The organism is Microbispora sp. H10885 (assembly GCF_014161415.1).
Classification (GTDB): domain Bacteria; phylum Actinomycetota; class Actinomycetes; order Streptosporangiales; family Streptosporangiaceae; genus Microbispora; species Microbispora triticiradicis.
Genome location: NZ_JABBWY010000005.1, coordinates 326,284 through 348,795, shown reverse-complemented (window position 1 = coordinate 348,795; position 22,512 = coordinate 326,284). Strand labels below are relative to the sequence as shown.

Here is a 22,512-nt window from a genome sequence, read left to right as displayed (position 1 = left end):
TGGCGGCGCTCAGGCCGGCCAGCGGAAGACGTCGTCGAACTGGCGCACCGCGACGGCGGGCCCGAGCATGCCCGCCGCGCGCAGCGCGCCGTCGCGCAGGGTGACCGCCAGCGGGTCGCGCCAGCCGCTGACCCGCCCGACCAGCCGCGACCGCCGCACGATCGGCGTCGTACGGGCCAGCCGCTCCCGGCTGTACGCGGCGAGCCCCGCAGTGACGTCCGGGGCGGGGCCGCCGCCCGGTGAGACGTGCCGGGCGAGCACGACGGCGTCCTCGATCGCCTGGCAGGCGCCCTGCCCGAGGTTGGGCGTCATGGGATGCGCCGCGTCGCCCAGCAGCGCGATCCGCCCGGAGTGGAGCGCGGGCAGCGGGGTGTCGAGGGAGTAGATGTCATGGCGCAGCACCGCGCCGGGCTCGGCGGCGGCCAGCAGCCCGGGGATCGGGTCGTGCCAGCGGCCGAACAGGCGGATCAGCTCGTCCTTCTCGCTCTCCGCGCGCAGGCCGGCGGGGACCGGCGCGGTGGCGTAGCAGTAGACCTGGCCGCCCGCCAGCGGCATCACCCCGAACACCAGGCCCGCCCCCCAGGTCTCCGACGCGCCGACCGGTCCGGGGAAGGGGACGAGCGCCCGCCAGCTCGTCACGCCCGCGTACACGGGCTCAGGGTGGCCGGGGAACAGCGCCGCGCGGGTCCGCGACCGGATGCCGTCCGCCGCCACGACGAGATCGGCCTGAATCGTCTCCGTGCCGCCCGTGCCGCCTGTGCCGCCTGCCGGGGTGGCGAGGGTGACCAGGCCCGTGCGGGGGTCGGCCGACTCGGCCCTTGTGCCCAGGCGCAGGGCGCCTCGCGGCAGGCGCGCGGCGAGGATGCCGACCAGCGCCGACCGGGTGAGCAGCACGATCGAGTCGCCGTACCGCGCGGCGGCGTCCTCGGCGGTGGTCCGCGACAGCCAGCGGCCGGACGGCCGCCGGAGGCCCGCCTCGCCCTGGATCGCCGAGAGCTTCCTGACCTCGTCCCCGAGGCCGATCATGTCGAGGGCCCGCAGCGCGTTGGGCGCGACCGCGAGGCCCGCGCCGACCGGCTCGATCGAGGCCGCCTGTTCCAGCACGGTCACGTGCCAGCCGTTCCGCGCCAGGGCCAGCGCCGCCGTCAGCCCGCCGATGCCCGCTCCGGCCACCACCGCGTGTGCCATGCCCGGCCTCCTTCACTACAGGTGTAGTCATACGCTACTACGCCTGTAGTGCGCCCGTACGATGGGGGCCGTGAACAGTCAGCGGGCGGTCCTCGTCGCGGACGCGGCCATCGCGATCCTGGCCGAGCGCGGCATGCGCGGGCTGACTCATCGGGCGGTCGACGAGGCCGCCGGCCTCCCTCCCGGGTCCACGTCGAACTGCGCCCGCACGCGTGCGGCGCTGCTGGAGCTGGCGCTGGCCCGGCTGTCCGAGCGCGAGGCTGCGGCGCTCTCCACGGTCGTGTCCGCCCTCCCCTTCGGCGAGGGGGGCGCCGCCGACCTGACGGAGTTGCTCGCCGCCTTCGCGTACGCGGCGATGACCGAGCACCGGGAGACCACCGTCGCCCGGTACGAGCTGGCGCTGGAGGCGAGCCGCCGGCCGGAGCTGCGCAGGCTGTACGACGAGCTGGGCCGCCGCATCCGTGAGCCCGCCGTCGCCATGCTGGCCGCCGCGGGCTCGCCCGACCCGGTGCGGCGGGGCGGGCAGATGGTGGCCTACGTCGACGGCCTGCTGTTCGACGCGGTGGCGGGCGCGGGCGGCATCCCCTCTCCCGAGGACCTGCGGGCCGCCTGTGAGGACCTCATGAGCCTGTTCCTCCGCGGCTGAGCAGCGCCTCCATCCGGCCTTCCAGGCGGGCACGATGGGCCGGCCACTCGTCGTCCAGGATGGAGTAGAGCGGGCTGTCGCGCCAGGTCCCGTCGGGGCGGCGCAGCTGCCGGCGGAGCACGCCCTCCCGCACACCGCCGATGCGCTCGATGGCGGCCTGCGACCGCAGGTTGCGGACGTCGGTCCGCAGCACGACGCGGGTGAACCCGAGAGCGAAGGCGTGGTCGAGCAGCATGATCTTGCAGTCGGTGTTCACGCCCGTGCGCCAGTGGGCCCTGGCGTACCAGGTGGACCCCACCTCCACGCTCTCGTCGAAGCCGCCGACGTCCCAGTAGGCGGTCGAGCCGATCGCCCGCCCGGTCGCCTTGAGGATCACGGCGAACTGGACGGTCAGCGGCCTGGCGAGGAGGCCCGCCACGTGGCGGCGCATCCCCTCCTCCGAGGCGGGGAAGATCCGCGGACTGAACCGCCACACCTCCTCGTCGTCCCGGCCGGCCGCGTACAGGTCGGGGACGTGGCCGAGGGTGAGGGGCTCCAGCCGTACGACGCGGCCGTCGAGCACGACGGGCGCGGGCATCTTCGCGGTCATGCGGCCGACGCTACCGAGAGCGCGCGGCGCGGAGAACGGCCACTTCGGAGGCATCGCCGAGGACCACTTGTGCAGCCGTGTCGACACGCATACCGGCTGGTCGGTACGCTCACGGGGTGGACGCCGACCCGCCCGGCCTCGATCTCGCCCGCCTCGCCGGGCACCTCCAGCGCGCGGGCCTGACCGAGGGGCCGCTCACCGCCGAGCTGATCGTGGGCGGAAGGTCCAACCTGACGTACGTCGTCCGCGACGCCGCGCGGACGTACGTGGTGCGCCGGCCGCCGCTCGGGCACGTTCTGGCCACGGCCCACGACATGGCCCGGGAGCACCGGGTGATGAGCGCCCTGCGGGACACGCCGGTCCCCGTGCCGCGCATGTTCCATCTGTGCCGGGACGCCGAGGTGATCGGCACGCCCTTCTACGTGATGGAGCACGTCGAGGGCGGGCAGCCGCCGCTCACCCCCGCCCTCGCCCACGCGCTGGTGGACGTGCTGGCCGCGCTCCACTCGATCACTCCCGGGAGCGTGGGGCTCGGCGACTTCGGCAGGCCCGAGGGCTTCCTGGAGCGGCAGGTCGCCCGGTGGAAGCGGCAGCTCGACGCCTCCCGCAGCCGGGACGTCCCCGGCTTCGACGACCTGTACGAACGCCTCGCCCGCGACGTGCCCGCCGAATCGGGGGCTCCGGCGATCCTGCACGGGGACTTCAAGCTCGGCAACACGCTGGTCGCCGACGGCGAGGTGCGGGCCGTGCTCGACTGGGAGATGTCCACGCTCGGCGATCCGCTCACCGACCTGGCGCTGTTCCTCCTGTACGGCGAGGTCTCCGCGCTCGACCCCGCCGCGGGCCGCGCGGTCGGCGCGACGGGTGAGGCGGGCGGCGAGGCGCCGCCCCTGCCGATGGAAACGGGGGCCGACCTCGCCGCACGGTACGGCGAGGCGTCCGGCCGCGACCTGTCCCGGTTCGGCTGGTACGCCGGCCTCGCCTGCTTCAAGCTCGCGGTGATCGCCGAGGGCATCCACTTCCGCCACACGATGGGCCTCACGGTGGGGGAGGGCTTCGCCGGGATCGGCGAGCAGGTCGCCCCGCTCGTCGCCCGCGGGCTCATGGAGGTCTGAATGCACTTCGCGTTCGACGACAGGACGGAGGAGCTGCGGGCCCGGTTGCTCGCCTTCATGGACGAGTGCGTCCTTCCGGCCGAGCGCGCCTTCCACGAGCAGGCGGCCCAGGTCCGGGCGGCCGGCGGCTGGGGCCCGCCGCCGCTGCTGGAGGACCTCAAGGCCGAGGCCCGCTCGCGCGGCCTGTGGAACCTCTTCCTTCCAGGAGAGCAGGGCGCGGGGCTGACCAACCTCCAGTACGCCCCGCTCGCCGAGATCATGGGCAGGTCGCCGGCCATCGCCCCGCCCGCGACCAACTGCGCCGCCCCCGACACCGGCAACATGGAACTGCTGGCGGAGTTCGGCAGCGAGCGGCAGCGGGCGGAGTACCTGGAGCCGCTGCTGGCGGGGGAGATCAGGTCGGCGTTCGCCATGACCGAGCCCGAGGCGGCCTCCTCCGACGCGACGAACATCGCGACCTCCATCACGAGGGACGGCGACGAGTACGTCGTCAACGGCCGCAAGTGGTACATCACCGGCGCGATGAACCCGAACTGCCAGGTCTTCGTCGTGATGGGCAAGACCGACCCCGGCGCGCCCCGGCACCGGCAGCAGAGCATGGTGCTCGTGCCGCGCGACACCCCCGGTCTCACCGTACGGCGCGGCATGACCGTCTTCGGGTACGACGACGCCGACCACGGCGGCCACGCCGAGGTGGTGTTCGAGGACGTACGCGTGCCCGTGGACAACCTGGTCGGCGAGGAGGGCGGCGGCTTCGCCATCGCCCAGGCGCGGCTCGGGCCGGGACGGATCCACCACTGCATGCGGCTCGTCGGCATGGCCGAGCGGGCGGTGGAGCTGACGTGCCGCCGGGTGCTGTCGCGCGAGGCGTTCGGCGGGCCGCTGGCCCGGCAGGGCGTGATCCAGGACTGGATCGCCGAGTCGCGGGTGCGCATCGAGCAACTGCGCCTGCTGGTGCTCAAGACGGCCTGGCTGATGGACACCGCCGGCAACCGGGGCGCGCACACCGAGATCCAGGCCATCAAGATCGCCGCACCCGCGACCGTGGAGTGGATCCTGGACAAGGCGATTCAGGCGCACGGCGCCGCCGGGCTGAGCCAGGATTATCCCCTTGCCGCGCTGTGGGCGGGGGCCCGGGCCCTGCGCTTCGCCGACGGTCCCGACGAGGTCCACAAGCGGTCGCTGGCCCGCCGCGAGCTCAAGAGACACATGGGGTGATCTTCTGGTGACATGGGATGAGGCGTCGGTCGCCGAGCGTGCCGCGGCCTTCCTCGCGGAGCATGACCCGGCGGCCATGGACCGCCTGGAGTTCCTGCGTGCCCGGTTCGACGCCGGGCTCGCCTGGGTGCACTTCCCCGAGGGCCTCGGCGGCCTCGGCGCCCGCCGGGAGCTGCAGGCCGTGGCCGACCGGGAGCTGAGGGGCACGCCCGACAACCAGCCCGGCCGCATCGGCATCGGCCTCGGCATGGCCGCCCCGACGATCCTCGCCTTCGGCACCGACGAGCAGAAGAGGCGTTTCCTGCGCCCCCTCTGGACCGGTGAGGAGGTGTGGTGCCAGCTGTTCAGCGAGCCCGGCGCCGGTTCCGACCTCGCCACCCTGGCCACCCGCGCCGTACGCGAGGGCGACGAGTGGGTGGTGGACGGCCAGAAGGTGTGGACGTCGAGCGCGCACACCGCCCGCTGGGGCCTCCTGCTGGCCCGCACCGATCCCGGCGTGCCCAAGCACCGCGGGCTGACCTACTTCGTCTGCGACATGCGCGCGCCCGGCGTCGAGGTGCGCCCGCTGCGCCAGATCACCGGCGAGGCCGAGTTCAACGAGGTCTTCCTCACCGGGGTCCGCCTGCCCGGCGCGCTGCGGCTGGGCGAGACCGGCGACGGCTGGCGGGTCGCGCAGGCCACGCTGATGAACGAGCGGGTCGCCATCGGCGGCATGCCCGTCCGCCGCACCATGATGGAGGTCGTCGCCGACACCTGGCGCTCCCGGCCCGAGCTGCGCACCCACGACCTGCACCAGCGGCTGCTGCGGCTCTGGGCGGAGTCGGAGGTCATGCGCCTGACGGCCGCGCGGCTGCGCGAGCAGCTCGCCGCCGGGCACCCGGGACCGGAGGGCTCGGGCATGAAGCTCGCCTTCGCCCGGCTGCACCAGGAGCTCTCCGGCCTGGAGGTCGAGCTGCTGCGCGAGGACGGCCTCGGCTACGACGACTGGACCTTCCGCCGCCCCGAGACGGTCGACTTCCTCGGCCGGGAGGCGGGCTACCGCTACCTGCGGGCCAAGGGCAACTCGATCGAGGGCGGCACCTCGGAGATCCTGCGGAACATCATCGCCGAACGCGTGCTCGGGCTGCCCGCCGAGCCGCGTGCCGACAAGGACGTCGCGTGGAAGGACCTCCCCCGATGACCCTGCTGTACACGGAGGTGGAGGAGGAGCTGCGGGCCGCCGTGCGCGACCTGCTCGCCGACAGGTGCTCCCCGTCCGCCGTGCTCGGGCGCGTCGAGTCCGGCACGCCGTACGACGCGGAGCTGTGGAAGACGCTGGCCCGCGAGATCGGCGTGGCCGGGCTGCTGGTGCCCGAGGAACTCGGGGGCGCAGGGGCGTCGGCCCGCGAGGCCGCCGTCGTGCTGGAGGAACTGGGCCGCGCCGTGGCGCCGGTGCCGTTCCTCGCCAGTGCCGTCCTCGCGACCCAGGCGCTCCTGACGGCGGGGGGAGAGGCGGTCGGCGAGCTGCTGGGCCGCCTGGCGGCCGGGGAGGCGACGGCCGCGCTCGCGGTGCCGTTCGCCGCCTCGCCGTACGCTCCTCCGGCCCCCGCGGCCGTCCTCGGCGAGGACGGCACGGTGACGGGCACCGTCGGCGGCGTGATCGGCGCGGAGATCGCCGACGTGCTGCTCGTCCCGGTACGGCTGACGGGGGGCACCGCCCTGTGCGCGGTGGAGGCGTCCCCGGCCGGATCCGCCGGAGGGACCGTACGGGTGACCCCGGCCACCTCGCTCGACCTGACCCGGCCGATCGCGACCGTGTCGTTCGCCTCGGCTCCCGCGCGCGTCCTCGCCACCGCCGGCGGCCCGGAGACGCCGTGGGTGCGGGAGGCCCTGCTGCGCGGCGCGGGGCTGCTCGCCTCCGAACAGCTCGGGATCGCCGAGTGGTGCCTCGCCACCACGGTCGCGTACGTCAGGGAGCGCAGGCAGTTCGCCCGGCCGGTGGGGTCGTTCCAGGCGGTCAAGCACCGGCTGGCCGACCTGTGGCTGGAGATCGCGGGAGCCAGGGCGGCGGCCCGGAACGCGGCCGCCCGGCTGGCGGAGGCGCCGGTCGCGGGACCGCCCGGCGGCGACGCGGCGGTGGCCGTCACGGTGGCCGTCGCCGTGGCTCAGGCGCACTGCGGAGCGGTCGCCGTCCACGCCGCCGAGGAGTGCGTGCAGCTTCACGGCGGCATCGGGATGACCTGGGAACACCCCGCGCACCTGTACCTCAAGCGGGCCAAGGCCGACCAGATCGCCCTGGGCACGCCGGGCGACCATCGCGAGGCCCTCGCCGGTCCGGCGGACCTCCCCGCGCCGGTCTGACCTCTCAGAGCCGCTTCTCAGAGCCGCTTCTCAGAGCCGCTTCTCAGAGCCGCTTCTCAGGGACGCAGTGATCTGAGCAGGAGGTCGGCGAAGTGGCGGCCGACCTCCTCGCCGGTCAGCGGGCCGTCCGGGTGATACCAGGTGCCGAGGTGGTGGACCGAGCCGAAGAAGAAGTCGACCACCATCTCGGCGGGGATGTCGTCGCGGAAGACGCCGTCGCGCTGCCCCTCGGCGACCAGGCCGCGGAACCGCTCGTGGTAGCGGCGCCGCTCGGCCCGCACGGTCTTGTAGGTCTCGGGGGCGAGCTGGTGCATCGACCTGAAGAAGATCTTGGAGTCGTCCAGGTTGTCGACCGTGGTCACGACGACGTCCGTCGCCGCCGCGTGGAGCCGCTCGGCCACCGGGCCCCCGGCGTCGGCGAAGCGGTTGAGCCGCTCCATCTGCAGGCGCAGCACCCGGGCGTAGATCTCGTGCAGCAGGTCGTCCTTGGACCCGAAGTAGTGGTACATCGCGCCCTTGGTGACCCCGGCCGCCGCGACGATCTCCTGGACCGAGGTGCTCTCGAAGCCCCTCTCGGCGAACAGCCGGGTCGCCTCGGCGAGCAGGCGCCGCCGTACGGGCTCCTCCACGGGCGCGCCGCCGACGGGTGCGGAGCGATCCGATACACGCCGGGCCATCCTGACCTCCTCGTCGTCCGGCCCAAGCATACCGACTGGTCGGTCGCCGCCTGGGGACTGCGCTGCTCGGTAATGCGTGATCCAAGGACTGGCGGAATCGCATTACTTCCCTCACCTTAGGAGGGTTGGGATTCCCGCTCGGGTATCCCGGGAGAAAGCCGCATGCAGACTGTGGGGGTTGGCGTGCCAAACGGTTCCATCTATGTGCCGAAAGACGAGAAGTTCACCGGCGCATCGCCGCAGAACCTGTACGTGACGTTCTGGTTCGCCGGGCGCAAGAACCGGATCCGGATACGGGCCGCCATCGCGGTCGCGGGCTTCGTCGTCGGCAACCTGCTGGGCTCCCGGCTCGGGTTGAACCCGTTCGTCGCGGGAGTCGTGCTGGGCGCCCTGGCGGGCGGCGTGGACTGGTTCGTCGCCTGGCGGCTGTACGAGCGCACGGCGGTGTGGCGGGGCAAACGCCGCGGCGAGGTGCGCACCGGGCGGCTGCTGCGCCTCATGCTGCGCCGTCGCGGCTACCGGGTCATGGACGGCCGGGCCGTCCCCGGAGAGGCGTCGATCGACCACCTCGTCATCGGCCCCGGCGGCGTGTGGATCGTGGACAACGAGGCGTGGTCGCCCGACACCCTCATCGCGCGGTACGGCGAGCGGCTCTTCTTCGACGAGAAGTTCGGCACCTCGGTCGCCAAGGGCCTGATCTCCGCCGCCGAGTCGATGGCGGCGCTGCTGACCAAGGAGACCGGGATCGCGGTGACGATCGCCCCGGTGCTCGCCGTGCACGGCGGAAAGATCAAGGCCTGGGGCGGCGTCCTGAGCGGCGAGGGACTGACCGTCGCCTACCCCCGCCGCGTCGCTGGCTGGATCCGCTCCAACGGGTCGGCGGCGTACACGGAGGAGCAGATCGACCTGCTGGCGCGCACGGCCGCCCGCATCCTGCGCCGCATGAGCTGACCCGGGCCGCATGAGCCGACCGGGGCCGCCGGGCCGGACGTCGCTGCGCTCCGGCCCGATTTTGAGCGCTCTGAGGTGTGCGATAGCCTCTAAGAGCTCTGCGCCGCTAGCTCAGTTGGTTAGAGCAGCTGACTCTTAATCAGCGGGTCCGGGGTTCGAGTCCCTGGCGGCGCACCGAATCCGGAAGCCCAGGTCGTCATCGGCCTGGGCTTTCGTCATTCGCTGATCCTTGTGGCCGGTGCCGGCGGTGCGGGGCGAGGATGCCGTAGGCCGGGCCCGGCGCGCTCCCCGAACCGGCCTGAAGTGCTACTCGGACGGCGCCGACCATACCTTCGGCCGATACCGCGCCGGGTTCGGGCCTCGCAGGATCAAGCCATGCCATACGAAGATCCGCACGCCGCGCCGAGAGCCGAGGCCCTCACCAGGCATGACAAGGCTCGCCCGGCTCTGACCGACCGGATCCTGCGGGCCGGCCTGGCCGCGGTCGCCGGACTGCTCACCCTGACGGTCTTCGCCTCCTGGACGCCGGCGTCCGCCTCTCCCGCACACGCCTCCGCCGGCTCTTCGGTCACGCCGAGCGGCAGGCCGTATCTGCCCGAGCCGACCGGTCCCCATCCGGTCGGCACGACGTCCATGCGTCTGGAGGACACCTCGCGCCCCGACCCCTGGGTCCCCGCGGCCAGGTCGAGGGAGCTCATGGTCTCCCTCTGGTATCCGGCGAAGTCCCGGATCGGACGGCGGGCGCCCTACATGACGCCCAGGGAGTCGGAGCTCATCCTGAAGGGCAAAGGGGTGACGGGCGTGCCGCCCGACGTGCTGAGCAGAACGCGGACCCACGCGTTCAGCGGCGCCGGACCGGCGGGACGCCGACACACTCTGCCCCTGGTCGTGCTCTCTCCCGGCTTCACCGACCCCCGCAGCTCGCTCACGGCCCTGGCCGAGGAACTGGCGAGCAGAGGCTACGTGGTGGCCGGCGTCGACCACACGTACGAGACCTTCGCCACCACGTTCCCCGGCGGGCGGCTGACGACCTGCGCCGCGTGCGAACTCGAAGGCGTCGACGACTTCGGTGCGAAAGCGGTGAGGAACCGGGCGGCCGACGTCTCCTTCGTGATCGATCAGCTGACGGGTCCGCACTCCAGGTGGACGGGCGCCTCGCTGATCGACGCGTCCCGGATCGCGATGGCGGGCACGTCCCTCGGAGGCGCGAGCGCCGCCGAGACGATGCTGAAGGACTCCCGGGTGCGTGCCGGAATCAACATGGACGGCCTCATGTTCGCCCCGATCCCCGCGAGCGGGGTGGCGCGCCCGTTCCTGTTCCTGGGCCAGCCGTTGCACAGCCCAGGGGGAGAGGACGCCACCTGGGACCGCGACTGGGCACACCTGACCGGGTGGAAGCGCTGGCTCGTGGTGGCCGGAGCGGTGCACCCGTCCTTCAGCGACTACGACCTGCTGGCCCAGCAGATCGGCGTCGACCTCGGCAGCCGCCTCCCCGGAAGCCGCTCCGTGGACATCACCCGCAGGTACGTCCGAGCCTTCCTCGACCTGCACCTGCGCGGTAGGCCACAGCCCCTGCTAGACAGGCCGTCGGCACGCTACCCCGAGGTCGAATTCTGCACGCCGGAGACGAAGACCTGCACATAGAGGGGTCGACGGCCGGGGTCACGGGGTCCGGGTTTCGAATGCCTGGCGGCGCGCCGCTTCGGACAGCCCGGGCCGATCCGCCCGGGCCGTCCGCGACTCCCGGGTGGCGTGCAGGGACGCGAGCAGGCGGACGCGTTCGTCGTCCGCGGTGCCGGGCTCGGCCGTGTAGACGAGCAGGACCGGCCCGGGATTTCCGGGCAGAGGATAGACGTCCCAGTCGAGGGTGAGCTCGCCCACCTGGGGATGCCGGAACAGCTTCGTCCCGTGAACCGTCTCACGCACCTCGTGCCGGGCCCAGAGCCGGCGGAAGTCCGCGCTGCGGATGCTCAGCTCACCGATGATCGTCGTGGCGCGCGGATGGGTCGGATCGGTCGCGACGGCGGCCCGCAACATGCCGATGTACTGCAGGGCGGTGGTCTCCCAGTCGGGGCAGCGCGCAGGGGTCCCGGGATCCTCGAACAGCACCATGAGCATGTTCCGCCGCCCCGGCGGCAGGGTGGCCGGATCGCCGAGCAGCGCCTCGGCGAGCGTGTTCCACGCGAGCACGTCGAGGTGGCGGCCGAGCACGACCGCGGGAGTGCCCATGACGTGCAGGAGTCGCCTTGTGCCGTCCGGCACGCGCTCGGGGGCGCGGCGCGTGCGGACGGCCGCCGGTCGCCGTGCCGCCCGGGCGAGGGTGAACAGGTGCCGGCGTTCCTCGTCGTCGAGGTCGAGCGCGGAGGCGAGGGCGTCGAGCACCTCGTCGGAGGGCCGCACCTCACGGCCCTGCTCCATGCGTTGGTAGTAGTCGGTGCTCAGCCCGGCCAGCAGCGCGACCTCCTCACGTCGCAGGCCGGCCACCTTGCGCCGGGGCCCCGGCTCCAGGCCGACGTCCCGCGGGCGCAACCGGCCGCGCCGGGCACGCAGGAAGTCACCGAGCTCACGGGCGTACGCGTGGTCGACAGCCATGACGACAGTCTGCCGCCGCGGTCCGCGCCGAAGGTAGGTCCGGCGTTCCCAGGGAAACGCGTGCGACCGAGTCCCGGCGACCCCGTCCTAGCGTCGTCGCCATGACCGAATGGAACGCCAGTCACATTCCCGATCAGCACGGCCGGGTCGCCGTCGTCACCGGCGCGAACTCGGGACTCGGCCTGGTCACCGCGACCGAACTCGCCCGTCACGGGGCACACGTCGTGATGGCCGTACGCGACGTCGCCGCGGGCGAGCGGGCGGCCGAGACGATCCGGCGCTCCGCACCACGGGCCGGGATCGAGGTGCGGGAGCTCGACCTGGCCTCGCTCGCATCGGTGCGCGCGTTCGCGACGGGCATGACCGCCGGCTTCCCGGCGATCGATCTGCTGGTCAACAACGCCGGTCTGGTCCTCCTCGGCCCGGCCCGCACGACGGCCGACGGGTTCGAGCTCCAGCTCGGCACCAACATGCTGGGCCACTTCGCCCTCACCGGCCTGCTGCTCGGCAGTCTCGGCCGGGCGGACGCCGCACGGGTGGTCAGCCTCAGCTCGATCACCCACAAGAAGGCCCGCCTCGACTTCGACGACCTGATGTCGCGGCGCGACTTCAACGCCAGTCGCGCGTACGGCCGCTCCAAGCTCGCCACCACCGCCTTCGGCCTCGAACTCGACCGCCGCCTGCGCGCCGCCGGATCACCGGTCGTCAGCGTCGTCGCCCATCCCGGGCTGTCCAGAAGCAATCTCACCCCCCGGGCCTGGGAGCACCGCGGCCGGATCGGGCGGATCCTCGCCCGAGGCGGGCTGCTGGTGACGCAGCCGGCCGAGCGGGGGGCGCTGCCCCAGCTCTTCGCCGCGACCGCGCCCGGCGTGCGCGGCGGCCAGTTCTTCGGGCCGTCCGGCCTCTTCGAGACGCGCGGCCGGGTCGTCGAGGTCCGCCCCAGCGCGCACGCGGCCGACCCTGCCGTCGGGCGCCGCCTCTGGACCGCCGCCGAAGACCTGACCGGCGTCATCTACCCCTGACCCCCGCCCGGCTCGGAAGCCACCGGGTCGAGGGTGTGGATGCGGCCGAACTCGCCGTCGTAGCCGGGGTCCTTGGTCACCTCGCCGTTCCGCAGGCGGCCGACCGCCTCGGCGAGGCGCGGCGAGCAGGCGGCGATGTCGGCGAGGGGAAGATCGCCCAGGATCGCGAGTTCCGGGCCGAGCGCGGCCACGAGCCGGTCGGTCTCGGCGGCCACCTTCTTGCTCTTCGGGCCCACGCCGAGGATCTCCGCCACGACGTCCGGCAGCGGGAGGAGGTTGCGGAAGCCCGCCGCGCCGCGCGGGCTCCGGCCGGCCGGGCGGTCGGCGAGGTCCTCGACCCTGCTCTGCACGCCGACCGTGAGCGTACGGCCGCAGACCGGGCAGATTCCGCCGAGCTTGCGGGTCTCCTCCGGGTCGAGCCGCACGCCGCACTTGCGGTGACCGTCGACGTGGTACTTGCCCGCCTCGGGGAAGAACTCCGTCGTGCCGGCCAGTCCGTCACCGCTGCGCAGGGCCTCCAGCACGGCGAAGTAGTCGAGGCCGGTGTCGAACACCGTCGTCTCGCGGCCGACGATGGGCGGCGAGTGGGCGTCGGAGTAGCTCACCAGCCGATAGCCGTCCAGCCCGGAGACCTGCCACATCATGCCGGGGTCGGCCGACAGCCCCGTCTCCAGCGCGAACACGTGCTCGGTGAGGTCGCCGAAGCACTCCTCCAGCGTGTCGAACCCCGACTTCGAGCCGAACACGCCGAACCAGGGCGTCCAGACGTGTGCCGGCACCAGGTAGGCGCCCTCGCCCCGGGCCAGGGTCGTCTCCAGCAGGTCCCGCGCGCTCATGCGTACGGTGGGCCGCCCGTCCACGCCGAGGTCGGCGATCCCGGCCAGGACCCGGTTGAACGCCTCCACCTGCTCGAAGCCGGGCAGGTGGACGAGATGGTGGATCTTGCGGGACCGGCCGCCCTGCCGGTAGACCGTGGAGACCTCCACGGTCAGCATGTACCGCACGGGCGCGGTCGCGACGCTGCCGGGGAGGGTGCGGGAGACCTCCCGGTCGAGGTCCTCGCGGAGCCGGAACAGCCCCGGCTCGGCCGGTACGAGAGCGGTGCGCAGCCGGTCCAGCCAGGCCGGGTGGGTGAAGTCGCCGGTGCCCATCAGCGTGACGCCCTTGCGCCGCGCCCACCAGGTCAGCTGCTCCAGGTCGCTGTTCCTGCTGCACGCGTAGGCGTACCTGGAGTGCATGTGCAGGTCGGCGTGGAATCGCACGGCGAACCTCCCTTCGCTTGACCAACGATCTACCACGTTGCCGACGCCGGAAGGCCGAAACACGGCCCGGACCGGAACCGTCACGGGCTGGGGGACGGCCGGGGGCCACCGGCGCAGCCCGGCCGCAGGGGGACGGGGTGCTCGGCCCAGCGCAGCGCGCACCCCGCCACGACGACCGGATACCAGCGTCGCAGCGGCTGACCGCTCTCCAGCGCGCCGGCCAGCGCCTCCAGCATCGCGACGTGCGACGGCCAGCCCATCGGGCCGTCGTACGCCAGCTTCTCCTGCCACGAGGCCTCACCCACACGGCCCGTACGCGGCTCGACGAACAGGTCCCGGCTGTAGCCGTCGCTGCCGATCGCCAGGAGGCTGCCGTGCCACTTCCCGTGCTCGGGGTCGGCTCCCTCCCGATCGCCCCACATCACCAGGGAGCGGCAGTTGGAGTCGTTCCTGTCGTCGATGTCGAAGAGGCCGAGCAGGTCGTACGACGGCGGGAGCTGGAAGCCCGCTCCGGAACCGTCCTCGGTGCCGTCGTGCCGGAGGTAGGAGGCGTACAGGTCGTCGGGCAGGCGGCGTGAGTGCGTGGCCTCCCATCGGGCGAGGTCCTCCGGGTCGGCGCCGAGCTTGAGCTGTCGCAGCGTGGCCGAGGCGTGCGCGGCCAGCCACCGTTCGATCCGGTCCCACGCCCGGTTCACCCGTGCGGCGACCGCCGGATCGGGCGCGCGAAGTGGGTACGTGGACTGGTCGTCTGCGAAGGCCGGGTCCTGAGCCTCCAGGATCTCCGCCGCGCTCTGGTCGTCGTCCCACAGGACCGGCGGGCAGTCGATGGCCTTCGCCTCCTCCGGGGTGAGCGCGTTGGCCCTGATCCTCGCTTCAATCGCGGGATCGCCGCAGGACAGCGACACCAGGCCGCCGAAGGCGTAGGAGCAGGTCACCGTATTCCCACCAGGATCCGGCTCGCCCGCGAGCCCGGCCGTCAGGAGCGCGGTCACGAGCGCCGGCCCCGCGACGCGTGTCCACCGGGATGCGATCACCCGCGCACCTTATCGATCTTGCGTCCCGCCATACCGGGAAATTCGCAAGTATGTGCGGTCGGTCGTGCCGCACGTCGATCCGGGTTGGTTTGATGGGGGCATGAAGACGGCGGAGTGGTACCGGTACTTCGCGGAGCGGGAGGCCAGGGGGCACAGCCCGGTCTACGAGGCGCTGGGCCTCGCCGTGGCCGCCGACCCCGGGCTGCTCGAACTGATCGACGGCCTGCCGGAGCCGAAGCGGCAGCCCAACCTGCTGTTCGCCGCGGTGCGCTTCCTCGGCGGGCCGTACGACGACTTCGGCCGCTTCCGCGCCTGGACCGTACGGCACTGGGACCGCGTGCGGGAGACCGTGCTCGCCCGGCGGACGCAGACCAACGAGACGGGCCGGTGCGCGAGCCTGCTGCCCGTGCTGGCGGCGCTGCCGCGGCCGCTGGCCCTCGTCGAGGTGGGCGCGTCGGCGGGGCTGTGCCTCTACCCGGACCGCTACCGCTACCGCTACGACGACCCTGCCGGCCCTGGGCCGGAGATCGGACCGGCCGCGAGCCCGGTCCTGCTCACCTGCCGGACGAACGGCCGGGTGCCGGTGCCGGACCACCCGCCGGAGATCGTGTGGCGGGCCGGGATCGACCTCGACCCCGTCGACGTACGCGACGACGAGGCCGTGCGCTGGCTGGAGTGCCTGGTCTGGCCGGGACAGGACGACCGGCTGGCGCGGCTGCGCGGGGCGGTGCGGATGGCGCGGCGGGACCCGCCGCGCCTGGTGCGAGGAGACGCCTCGGCCGTCCTGCCCGATCTCGTCGCCGCCGCCCCCGCCGGGGCGACGGTCGTCGTCTTCCACAGCGCGCTGATGCCGTACCTCGACGCCGGAGCGCGGAACCGGTTCGTGGCACTGGTGCGCGGCCTGCGGGCCCACGGACTTCCGGTGCGGTGGATCTCCAACGAGGGCGCGCCCCGGCTGCCCTCGGTGCTCGCGGGGCTGAGGGCCGCCCTGCCAGGCGACCGGCTGACGTTCCTGACCGCGCTCGACGGCCGCCCGCTCGCCATGACCGGCCCGCACGGCGAGTGGCTGGACTGGCTCGCCTGACCGAGTGCGGCGGATGCCGATACTGGGGTCATGACGCTTTACGACGAGATCGGCACGACGTACAGCGCCGTCCGCAGGCCGGACCCGAGGGTGGCCGCCAGGATCACCGCCGCGATCGGGGACGCCGCCACGGTCGTCAACGTGGGGGCGGGCGCGGGGTCGTACGAGCCGCCGCGGACCCTGCTCGCGGTCGAGCCGAGCGCGGTGATGATCGCGCAGCGGCCGCCGGGGGCGGCCCCCGCGGTGCGGGCCCGGGCCGAGGCCCTGCCCCTCGCCGACGACGTGGCCGACGCCGCGATGGCGATCCTGACCGTGCACCACTGGTCGGACCTCCCGGCCGGGATCGCCGAGATGCGCCGGGTCGCCCGGCGCCGCGTGGTGATCCTCACCTGGGACCAGGAGGTCACCAGGGACTACTGGTTCCTCGCCGAGTACCTGCCCGAGGGCGTGGCGCTGGACGAGGGCCGCACCCCCTCGATCGCCGAGCTCGGCCGGATGCTCGGCGGCGCCAGGGTGGAGGCCGTGCCGGTCCCGCACGACTGCGCCGACGGGTTCGGCGCCGCCTACTGGCGCCGCCCGGGGGCCTATCTCGACCCCGTCGCCCAGTCGGGCATGTCGGTGTTCGGCCAGCTCGGCCCGGAGATCGTACGGCCGGCCCTCGACCGGCTCGCGGCCGACCTGGAGTCGGGCCGCTGGCACGAGCGGCACCGCGACCTGCTGGGCCTGGAGGAGTACGACGCCGGCTACCGGCTGCTCGTCGCGGACCTGTGAGCCGACCTGTGGGCCGACCTGTGGGCCGCCGTGCGGACCGCCGGCCGCCGCGAACGGCGGCCGGCGAGCCACTCTTCGTCAGGCCTTGACCTCGACCGCCGCGGGCGGCGCCTCGGCGCGGCTGCGCAGCGCCTCCAGGCCGACCAGGTCGTCGGGCTCGGCGTCCGGGGTCTCCTGGTCGAACCGCGCCAGCGCCGGGTGACGCAGCGCGATCGTGATCGTGAGGGCGATGGCCAGCCCGCAGACCACGTACAGCAGGCCGATCCCGCGCCCCTCGCCGACCCCGAGGACCTTGCCGACCGAGCCGGCCAGCGCGCCGTCCGGCCGCATCAGCGGCTCGAAGACCAGCCCCACCAGCCAGGCCTGCACGGCCAGCCCGACCGGCTGGGTCGACAGCGCGAGCATCCGGTTGATCGAGATGACGCGGGCGTGGTAGCGCTGCGGCACCTTCGAGTGGATGATCGTCAGCCAGATGCCGTCGCTGATCGTCATCATCAGCGACATGCCGAACGCGCCGAGCGTGATCAGGATGAGCGACGGCCGCAGACCGGCGATGGCGCAGAAGATCCCGAGCACTCCGGCGGCGGCCAGCATGCCGAACATCCGGCGGTCGCGCGGGCCGCCCCACAGCGTGATGACCAGGCCGCCGCAGACCGCCCCGATGCCCGCGAGCAGCGCGACCCGCCCGGTGTCGGCCAGCTCGCCGACCGACAGCACCAGCGGCGGGATCATGATGAACCCGGTGAACAGGAAGAAGTTCACGATGAACATCGTGAAGGCCATCGCCCGCAGGCCCCGCCGCCGGAGCAGGTAGCGGAAGCCGTTGCGGATCTCGGCGGAGACGGTCTCCCGGCGCCGCCAGGCCATGCTGGCCGGGAAGCGCACCAGCAGGGTCACCGTGAACGCGGCCGCGTAACAGACCACGTTGGCCGTGAGGATGCCCTCGATGCCGATCAGCGCCAGCACGGCGACGGAGAACAGCGGCACCATCAGCTGGGCCACGGCGTTGCCGAGCTGGACGACCCCTCCCACGTGATGCAGGTAGGCCTTGGGCGCGAGCTGCGGGCCCGCCGACTGCCAGGCCACCCGTTGCAGGGTCACCGATATCGATAGCAGCACCAGCAGGCCGTACAGCAGCGGCATGTTCAGGGTGTCGGAGACCATCAGCGCGAGCAGCCCGGCCTGTACGGCGAGGGACATGCCGTCGGCCACCAGCATCGCCCGTTTGCGGTCGTACCGGTCCACCAGCGCGCCGATCAGCGGGGCGAGGATCAGCCCCGGCACCAGCCCGACGATGGCGAACAGGCCGAACTGCACCAGCGAGCCGTTCTTCAGGTACGCCCAGATCGGCACGGCGAACTCGGTCATCACCGCGCCGATCATCGAGACGATCTGGCCGGTCGCCACCGTGAAGAACCGGCCGAGGGTGGGCTGCGGCCCGTCCGTGTCGGCCTTCCGGTCGGACGAGACGGCCTCCCGCCACCAGGTCGCCGTGTCGCCGGGCGCCGGGACGTGCCACTCCTCGGGACGGTCCACGGAGGTGTGCGCGGTGGTGACGATCGCGGCCAGCTCCTCGGTGCGGTACCGGAGGAAGTAGTGCCCGGCCTCGGCCATCACGACCAGCGCGGTGGTCTCGGAGACGCAGTGCCAGTCGCGGTAGCGCTCCTCGTAGAAGTCGGTCAGCGCGTCGCGGTCGCCCACGATGGAGATCACCGGGGCGCGCAGCTGCGGGCTCTGCTGCTCGACCAGCTCGCTGAAGTAGTCCTCACCGGCCCGCGCGTCCACCCGCATCGTGCTGATGATGTGGTCGACCTGCTCGGGGTCGAGGTCCTGCAGGTCGGCGCCCATCGCGCGCAGCCAGTTGGCGTGCGCGTTGGCGTTGTCCAGCGCCTTGCTGCGGAAGATCCGGCCGAGCAGGCCGTTCAGGCCCTTCGTGGGGGTGGCGAACGGGAAGCTCCCGCCGGTGTAGACGGCTTCGACGCGCCGCCCCTCCGCCTCCAGCCTGCGCGCGATCTCGGCGGTCAGCGCGCTGCCGACGCAGTGGCCGTACAGCGCGACCGGGCCGCGCACGCGCTCGACGACCTCGTCGCAGACCCGCTGCGCGGCCTCGTGGAACGGGATCGGGCTCTCCTCGACCCCGAGCTCGTGGCCCGGCAGGGCGACCGAGAACAGCGAGTGCCCGGCCGGCAGCGCGTCGGCCAGCGGCTGGTAGACCATCGCGCTGGCCCCGCCGTACGGGATGCAGACCAGCGACAGCGTCGGCGTCTTCACCGGCCGGGTCAGCTCGACCAGCAGCCCCCGCGCGCCCTCGCCCGCGGCGCCCTCCGGGGTGCCGTTGGCCCTGTCGATCAGCGCGGCCAGCTCCCGCACGGTGCGGTTGGCGATCGCGTCGAGCACGGTCACCTGGTAGCCGTCGGAGGGCAGCGCCTGGCGCAGCTTGGCGACCATGCGGATGAGCAGCAGCGAGTGGCCGCCCAGCGCGTTGAAGTCGCTGTCGATCGAGATGGCCTCGATGCCGAGGACCTCCCGCCAGACCCCGGCCACCACGATCTCGGTCTCGGTCTCCGGCTCCGCCAGGTCCTCCGTCGCCCGGACGACCGGGTCGGGCAGCGCCTTGCGGTCCACCTTGCCGTTCGCGTTGAGCGGGATGCTGTCCAGCGGCACGAACATCGACGGGACCATGTACTCCGGCAGCCGCGCCGCGCAGTGGTCCGCGAGGTCTCCGGGCTCCTGCGCCTCGGGCACGTAGTAGGCGACGAGCCGCTTGTCCTCGGGCGTGAACGCGTGCACGACGACGACCGCGTCCCGCACGCCGGGGTGGTCGAGCACCGCCGCCCTGACCTCGTCCAGCTCGATGCGGTAGCCGCGGATCTTCACCTGGTCGTCGAAGCGGCCGAGGAAGACCACGTTCCCGTCGCGGGCCCAGGCGACCCGGTCGCCGGTGCGGTACATCCGCCCGCCCGGCACGAAGGGATCGGCCAGGAACCGCTCCTCGGTGAGGTCGGGCCGGTTCAGGTAGCCGCGGGTGACGCCCACGCCGCCGACGTACAGCTCGCCCGGCACGCCGACCGGCTGCAGCCGCCGGTTCGGGCCGAGGACGTACATCCGCATGTTGGGCAGCGGACGCCCGATCGGCACGACCTCCACGAGCTGGGCGTCCCGGACCGGGTAGATACACGTGCCGACCGACGCCTCGGTGGGACCGTACTCGTTGACGAGCCGCCCCGGGCCGAGCATCTCCATCCACCGGTTGGCCATCGACCCGGGCAGCGCCTCGCCCGCCACGACGATCGTGCCGGCGAGCGCCTCGGCCTGCCGGGCGTCGATCTGGTGGCCGAGCACCTCCAGATGTCCGGGCGTGCACTTGATGAAGCTGTACGGCCCGCCCGCGACGAGCAGCGCGCCCAGCTCGCCCATGTCGAAGTCCTGCGCCAGCACGGTGACCCGCTGGCCGGTGACGAGCGGCGCCCAGAGGTTGGGGACCACGAGGTCGAACGCCACCGAGCCGAACAGCGGCGCTCCGCCGTCGCCCTGGCTCGCCAGGTCCTCCACGGCCCACCACACGTGGTTCACCAGGCCGCGGTGGGTGACCTGCACGCCCTTCGGCTTCCCGGTCGACCCCGAGGTGAAGATCACGTACGCCAGCCGGTCGATGTCGTACGGCACGCCCACCGGGTCCGCGGGCAGGGCGTCGAGCACGCCGCTCCCCACGTCGACCACGTCGTCCAGCGCGTCGACGCCGTCGAACAGGTGCGCGTACCCCGCTGAGGTCAGGACCAGCGGGGTCGCGGCGATCGACAGCATGTCCGAGACGCGCTGCGCGGGGAACTTGGGATCCATCGGCAGGTACGCCGCGCCGGCCTTCCACACGCCGAGCAGGCAGGCGATCAGCTCCGGGCTCCGGTCGAGCAGCACGCCCACTGTGTCCTCGGGCCCGATGCCCCGCTCGCGCAGCAGGTGGGCGACCTGGTTGGCGCGGGCGTGCAGCTCGGCGTACGTCGTGGTGCGGCCCTCGAACGCGACCGCGACCGCATCGGAGTCCGCGTGCCGCTCCAGCAACTCGGGCAGGGCCACATCCGGGTACGGCCGGGCCGAGTCGTTCCAGGCGCCCAGCGCGAGATCGCGTTCGGCGTCGGTGAGCAGGTCCAGGTCGGCGAGCGGGGTGTCCGGGGCGGCGGCGATCCGCTCGGCCAGCGCGCGGTAGTGCCCGGCGAGCCGGGCGACCGCGTCCGCGTCGAACCGGTCCTTCTGGTAGGTCAGGTAGAGCTCGGGGTCGCCGCCGCCGTTCAGGTGCACCAGCAGCGCGAGGTCGTAGGTGAAGTCGTCGACCTCGTGCGCCCAGACCGACGCCTCCAGCCCCGGCCAGCGCCCGCGCTGGTCGCGGAAGACCCGCAGCGAGAAGCCCACGGTCGACAGCGAGAAGTTGCGGGCGTCCCGGTCGCGCAGCGCCCCCGCCAGCTCGGAGAACGGCAGGTGGTTGGTGAGCGCCTCGCCGAGGCGGCGCCGCACCCCCGCCGCGGCCTCGCGGAAGGAGGGGTTGCCCGACAGGTCGGCGCGCAGCGGGAGGGCGTTGACGAAGCAGCCGAGCACGGGCTCCAGCTCCACCCGGCGGCGCCCGCCGTCGACGGTGGCGATCGTCAGGTCGTCCTGGCCGGTGTAGCGGGCCAGCGCCATCGAGAAGACCGTGAGCAGGGCCACGAACGGCGTGGTCCCGGGGCCGCCCGCCTCACGCAGCGCCCGCAGGACCTCCTCCGGCAGCGTGAACAGGTGGCAGTCGCTTCGCCTGCCCTCGGGGACGGCCTGGTCGGTTCTGGCGATCGGCAGCTCGACGGAGGCGGCGCCGTCGAGCCGGTCGCGCCAGTAGGCGAGCCGCCGTTCCCGCCGCTCGCCGGTCAGCTCACGCCGGGACCAGGCCGCGTAGTCGGCGTACTGGAGCGGGGGAGGGGCGACCCCGGCGGGGCGGCCCTCGTGGGCGGCGGCGTACACGGTGGTGAGCTCGTCCACGATGATGCCGACCGACCACCCGTCGCAGGCGATGTGGTGGCAGACGAACATCAGCACGTGGTCCTCGTCGCCCAGCTGGACCAGCGTCGTGCGGTAGACCGGCCCGGTCTCCAGGTCGAAGCGCTCGACCGCGGCCCGGGACGTGATCTCGCGGGCCCGCTCCTCCCGTTCGGACTCGGGCAGGTCGCGCAGGTCGATGACGTCGAGAGGCGCGGGCCCGGGGTCGAGGACGACCTGCCGGGGCTCGGGCCCGTCGCCCTCGTAGACCGTGCGCAGAATCTCGTGGCGTTCGACCAGGGTGTCCAGGGCGATGGTCAGAGCCCGGACGTCGAGCGGGCCGGCGAGCCGCAGGCCGATCGTGGCGTTCGGCGCCGGGGCGCCTTCGGCGAAACGGGCGCCGAGCCACATCTGGGCCTGCTCATAGGAGCAGGGGGCGGGCCCCGCGCCGCGTGGCGTGATCGCGTCTGCGGCGGCCGCCCGGGCGGCGAGCAGCCGGCGCAGCGCCTCCTGCCTGCGTGGGGAAAGCGACGCTATTAGATGCTCGTTGTCAGTCGTCGGCGTTATCGTCACCGAGCGTTCTCCTCTCTGCGCACAAATGCGCAGGCGCCAACTGACCAGACGGAAAAGTGGTTGATCGAGAAACGCTTGAACGTTGAATTCCGCAGGGGTCGCCGCATATCCCGCCACTTTTGGCGGCGGGACGCATGGGAGCGCTCCCACGAAAGGATTATTACGATACGTGATACACCCTGGTAACGCAAGCCTTACATTGACCTGCTGTTGGCCACATTCGGTAAGAGGAAATCGACCTTCCGTGATCATGCGCAGACGAGGGAAGGTTCGGCCGCACAGGCCTTGCCGAGTGCCACAGCAAGATGTCGAATAACCTGACTGAGGTGGTCGGAAAAGGCGTGTAACTTGTTTCTTGCGCGGCACCCTATCGGGGTTCTATGTTGGCCGCCGGAATGAATTTCCGCAGGGGCGCCGCCTATTCGAGGGCCCGCCTGCCTCCTCAATTC

At 73.0% G+C, this 22,512-nt stretch carries 17 protein-coding genes and 1 tRNA gene; 11 read left to right on the top strand and 7 right to left on the bottom strand.

Annotated features, from left to right (window positions below; all coding sequences use genetic code 11):
* Positions 1-9: 9 nt before the first annotated feature.
* Positions 10-1,188, bottom strand: coding sequence for an FAD-dependent monooxygenase (locus tag HHX37_RS15685; protein ID WP_182885867.1), 1,179 nt, complete (start codon positions 1,186-1,188; stop codon positions 10-12).
* A 70-nt stretch (positions 1,189-1,258) separates the two neighbouring features.
* On the opposite strand from HHX37_RS15685, the gene HHX37_RS15680 reads away from it, so the two are divergent.
* The gene (locus HHX37_RS15680; protein WP_310740390.1) at positions 1,259-1,834 is read left to right on the top strand and encodes a TetR/AcrR family transcriptional regulator; all 576 of its coding nucleotides are present in this window, start codon (positions 1,259-1,261) and stop codon (positions 1,832-1,834) included.
* Here the strand turns inward: HHX37_RS15680 and HHX37_RS15675 are convergent.
* Positions 1,809-2,423: a GNAT family N-acetyltransferase gene (locus HHX37_RS15675; RefSeq protein WP_182873912.1), complete on the bottom strand. Its 615-nt coding sequence runs from the start codon at positions 2,421-2,423 to the stop codon at positions 1,809-1,811. The two genes, HHX37_RS15680 and HHX37_RS15675, sit on opposite strands and share 26 nt — an antisense overlap.
* A 116-nt stretch (positions 2,424-2,539) precedes the next feature.
* On the opposite strand from HHX37_RS15675, the gene HHX37_RS15670 reads away from it, so the two are divergent.
* The 4 genes from HHX37_RS15670 to HHX37_RS15655 are packed head-to-tail and all read left to right on the top strand — an operon-like array spanning position 2,540 to position 7,096.
* Complete coding sequence (locus tag HHX37_RS15670; protein WP_182885865.1) at positions 2,540-3,538, top strand: phosphotransferase family protein; 999 nt, start codon at positions 2,540-2,542, stop codon at positions 3,536-3,538.
* Positions 3,539-4,756, top strand: coding sequence for an acyl-CoA dehydrogenase family protein (locus tag HHX37_RS15665; protein WP_182885864.1), 1,218 nt, complete (start codon positions 3,539-3,541; stop codon positions 4,754-4,756).
* Positions 4,757-4,763: 7 nt separating this feature from the next.
* On the top strand, positions 4,764-5,936 hold the full coding sequence (locus tag HHX37_RS15660; RefSeq protein ID WP_182885863.1) for an acyl-CoA dehydrogenase family protein: 1,173 nt from the start codon (positions 4,764-4,766) through the stop codon (positions 5,934-5,936).
* Positions 5,933-7,096 (top strand): acyl-CoA dehydrogenase family protein, encoded by a 1,164-nt coding sequence (locus HHX37_RS15655; RefSeq protein WP_182885862.1) that lies wholly within the window; start codon positions 5,933-5,935, stop codon positions 7,094-7,096. Before HHX37_RS15660 ends, HHX37_RS15655 begins: the two co-directional genes overlap by 4 nt.
* Positions 7,097-7,152: 56 nt before the next feature.
* On the opposite strand, the gene HHX37_RS15650 is transcribed toward HHX37_RS15655, so the two are convergent.
* Positions 7,153-7,773, bottom strand: coding sequence for a TetR/AcrR family transcriptional regulator (locus HHX37_RS15650; RefSeq protein WP_182885861.1), 621 nt, complete (start codon positions 7,771-7,773; stop codon positions 7,153-7,155).
* Between the two features lie 204 nt (positions 7,774-7,977).
* Between HHX37_RS15650 and HHX37_RS15645 the strand changes: the two genes are divergently transcribed.
* From HHX37_RS15645 to HHX37_RS15635, 3 genes are all read left to right on the top strand, one after another.
* Positions 7,978-8,724, top strand: coding sequence for an NERD domain-containing protein (locus HHX37_RS15645; RefSeq protein ID WP_310738160.1), 747 nt, complete (start codon positions 7,978-7,980; stop codon positions 8,722-8,724).
* A 100-nt stretch (positions 8,725-8,824) separates the two neighbouring features.
* Positions 8,825-8,898, top strand: a tRNA-Lys gene (locus HHX37_RS15640).
* Between the two features lie 201 nt (positions 8,899-9,099).
* Positions 9,100-10,368, top strand: a complete 1,269-nt coding sequence (locus HHX37_RS15635; protein WP_182885860.1) for an alpha/beta hydrolase family protein — start codon at positions 9,100-9,102, stop codon at positions 10,366-10,368.
* Between the two features lie 18 nt (positions 10,369-10,386).
* Here HHX37_RS15635 and HHX37_RS15630 read toward each other — a convergent pair whose 3' ends face one another.
* Entirely contained in the window at positions 10,387-11,316 is a 930-nt protein-coding gene (locus HHX37_RS15630) for a helix-turn-helix transcriptional regulator (RefSeq protein WP_182885859.1), read from the bottom strand.
* A 101-nt stretch (positions 11,317-11,417) separates the two neighbouring features.
* Between HHX37_RS15630 and HHX37_RS15625 the strand changes: the two genes are divergently transcribed.
* Positions 11,418-12,338 (top strand): oxidoreductase, encoded by a 921-nt coding sequence (locus HHX37_RS15625; protein ID WP_182885858.1) that lies wholly within the window; start codon positions 11,418-11,420, stop codon positions 12,336-12,338.
* Here HHX37_RS15625 and HHX37_RS15620 read toward each other — a convergent pair.
* Both HHX37_RS15620 and HHX37_RS15615 read right to left on the bottom strand, forming a co-directional pair.
* A complete protein-coding gene (locus HHX37_RS15620) occupies positions 12,329-13,600 on the bottom strand; it encodes an endonuclease Q family protein (protein ID WP_182885857.1) in 1,272 nt (423 codons plus the stop codon). The genes HHX37_RS15625 and HHX37_RS15620 overlap by 10 nt on opposite strands.
* Positions 13,601-13,680: 80 nt before the next feature.
* Entirely contained in the window at positions 13,681-14,634 is a 954-nt protein-coding gene (locus HHX37_RS15615) for an SMI1/KNR4 family protein (RefSeq protein WP_182885856.1), read from the bottom strand.
* Between the two features lie 100 nt (positions 14,635-14,734).
* On the opposite strand from HHX37_RS15615, the gene HHX37_RS15610 reads away from it, so the two are divergent.
* Entirely contained in the window at positions 14,735-15,718 is a 984-nt protein-coding gene (locus tag HHX37_RS15610) for a DUF2332 domain-containing protein (protein ID WP_182885855.1), read from the top strand.
* Positions 15,719-15,748: 30 nt separating this feature from the next.
* On the top strand, positions 15,749-16,489 hold the full coding sequence (locus tag HHX37_RS15605) for a methyltransferase domain-containing protein (protein WP_182885854.1): 741 nt from the start codon (positions 15,749-15,751) through the stop codon (positions 16,487-16,489).
* Positions 16,490-16,567: 78 nt separating this feature from the next.
* Here HHX37_RS15605 and HHX37_RS15600 read toward each other — a convergent pair whose 3' ends face one another.
* The gene (locus tag HHX37_RS15600) at positions 16,568-22,063 is read right to left on the bottom strand and encodes a non-ribosomal peptide synthetase/MFS transporter (RefSeq protein ID WP_182885853.1); all 5,496 of its coding nucleotides are present in this window, start codon (positions 22,061-22,063) and stop codon (positions 16,568-16,570) included.
* Positions 22,064-22,512: the final 449 nt, after the last annotated feature.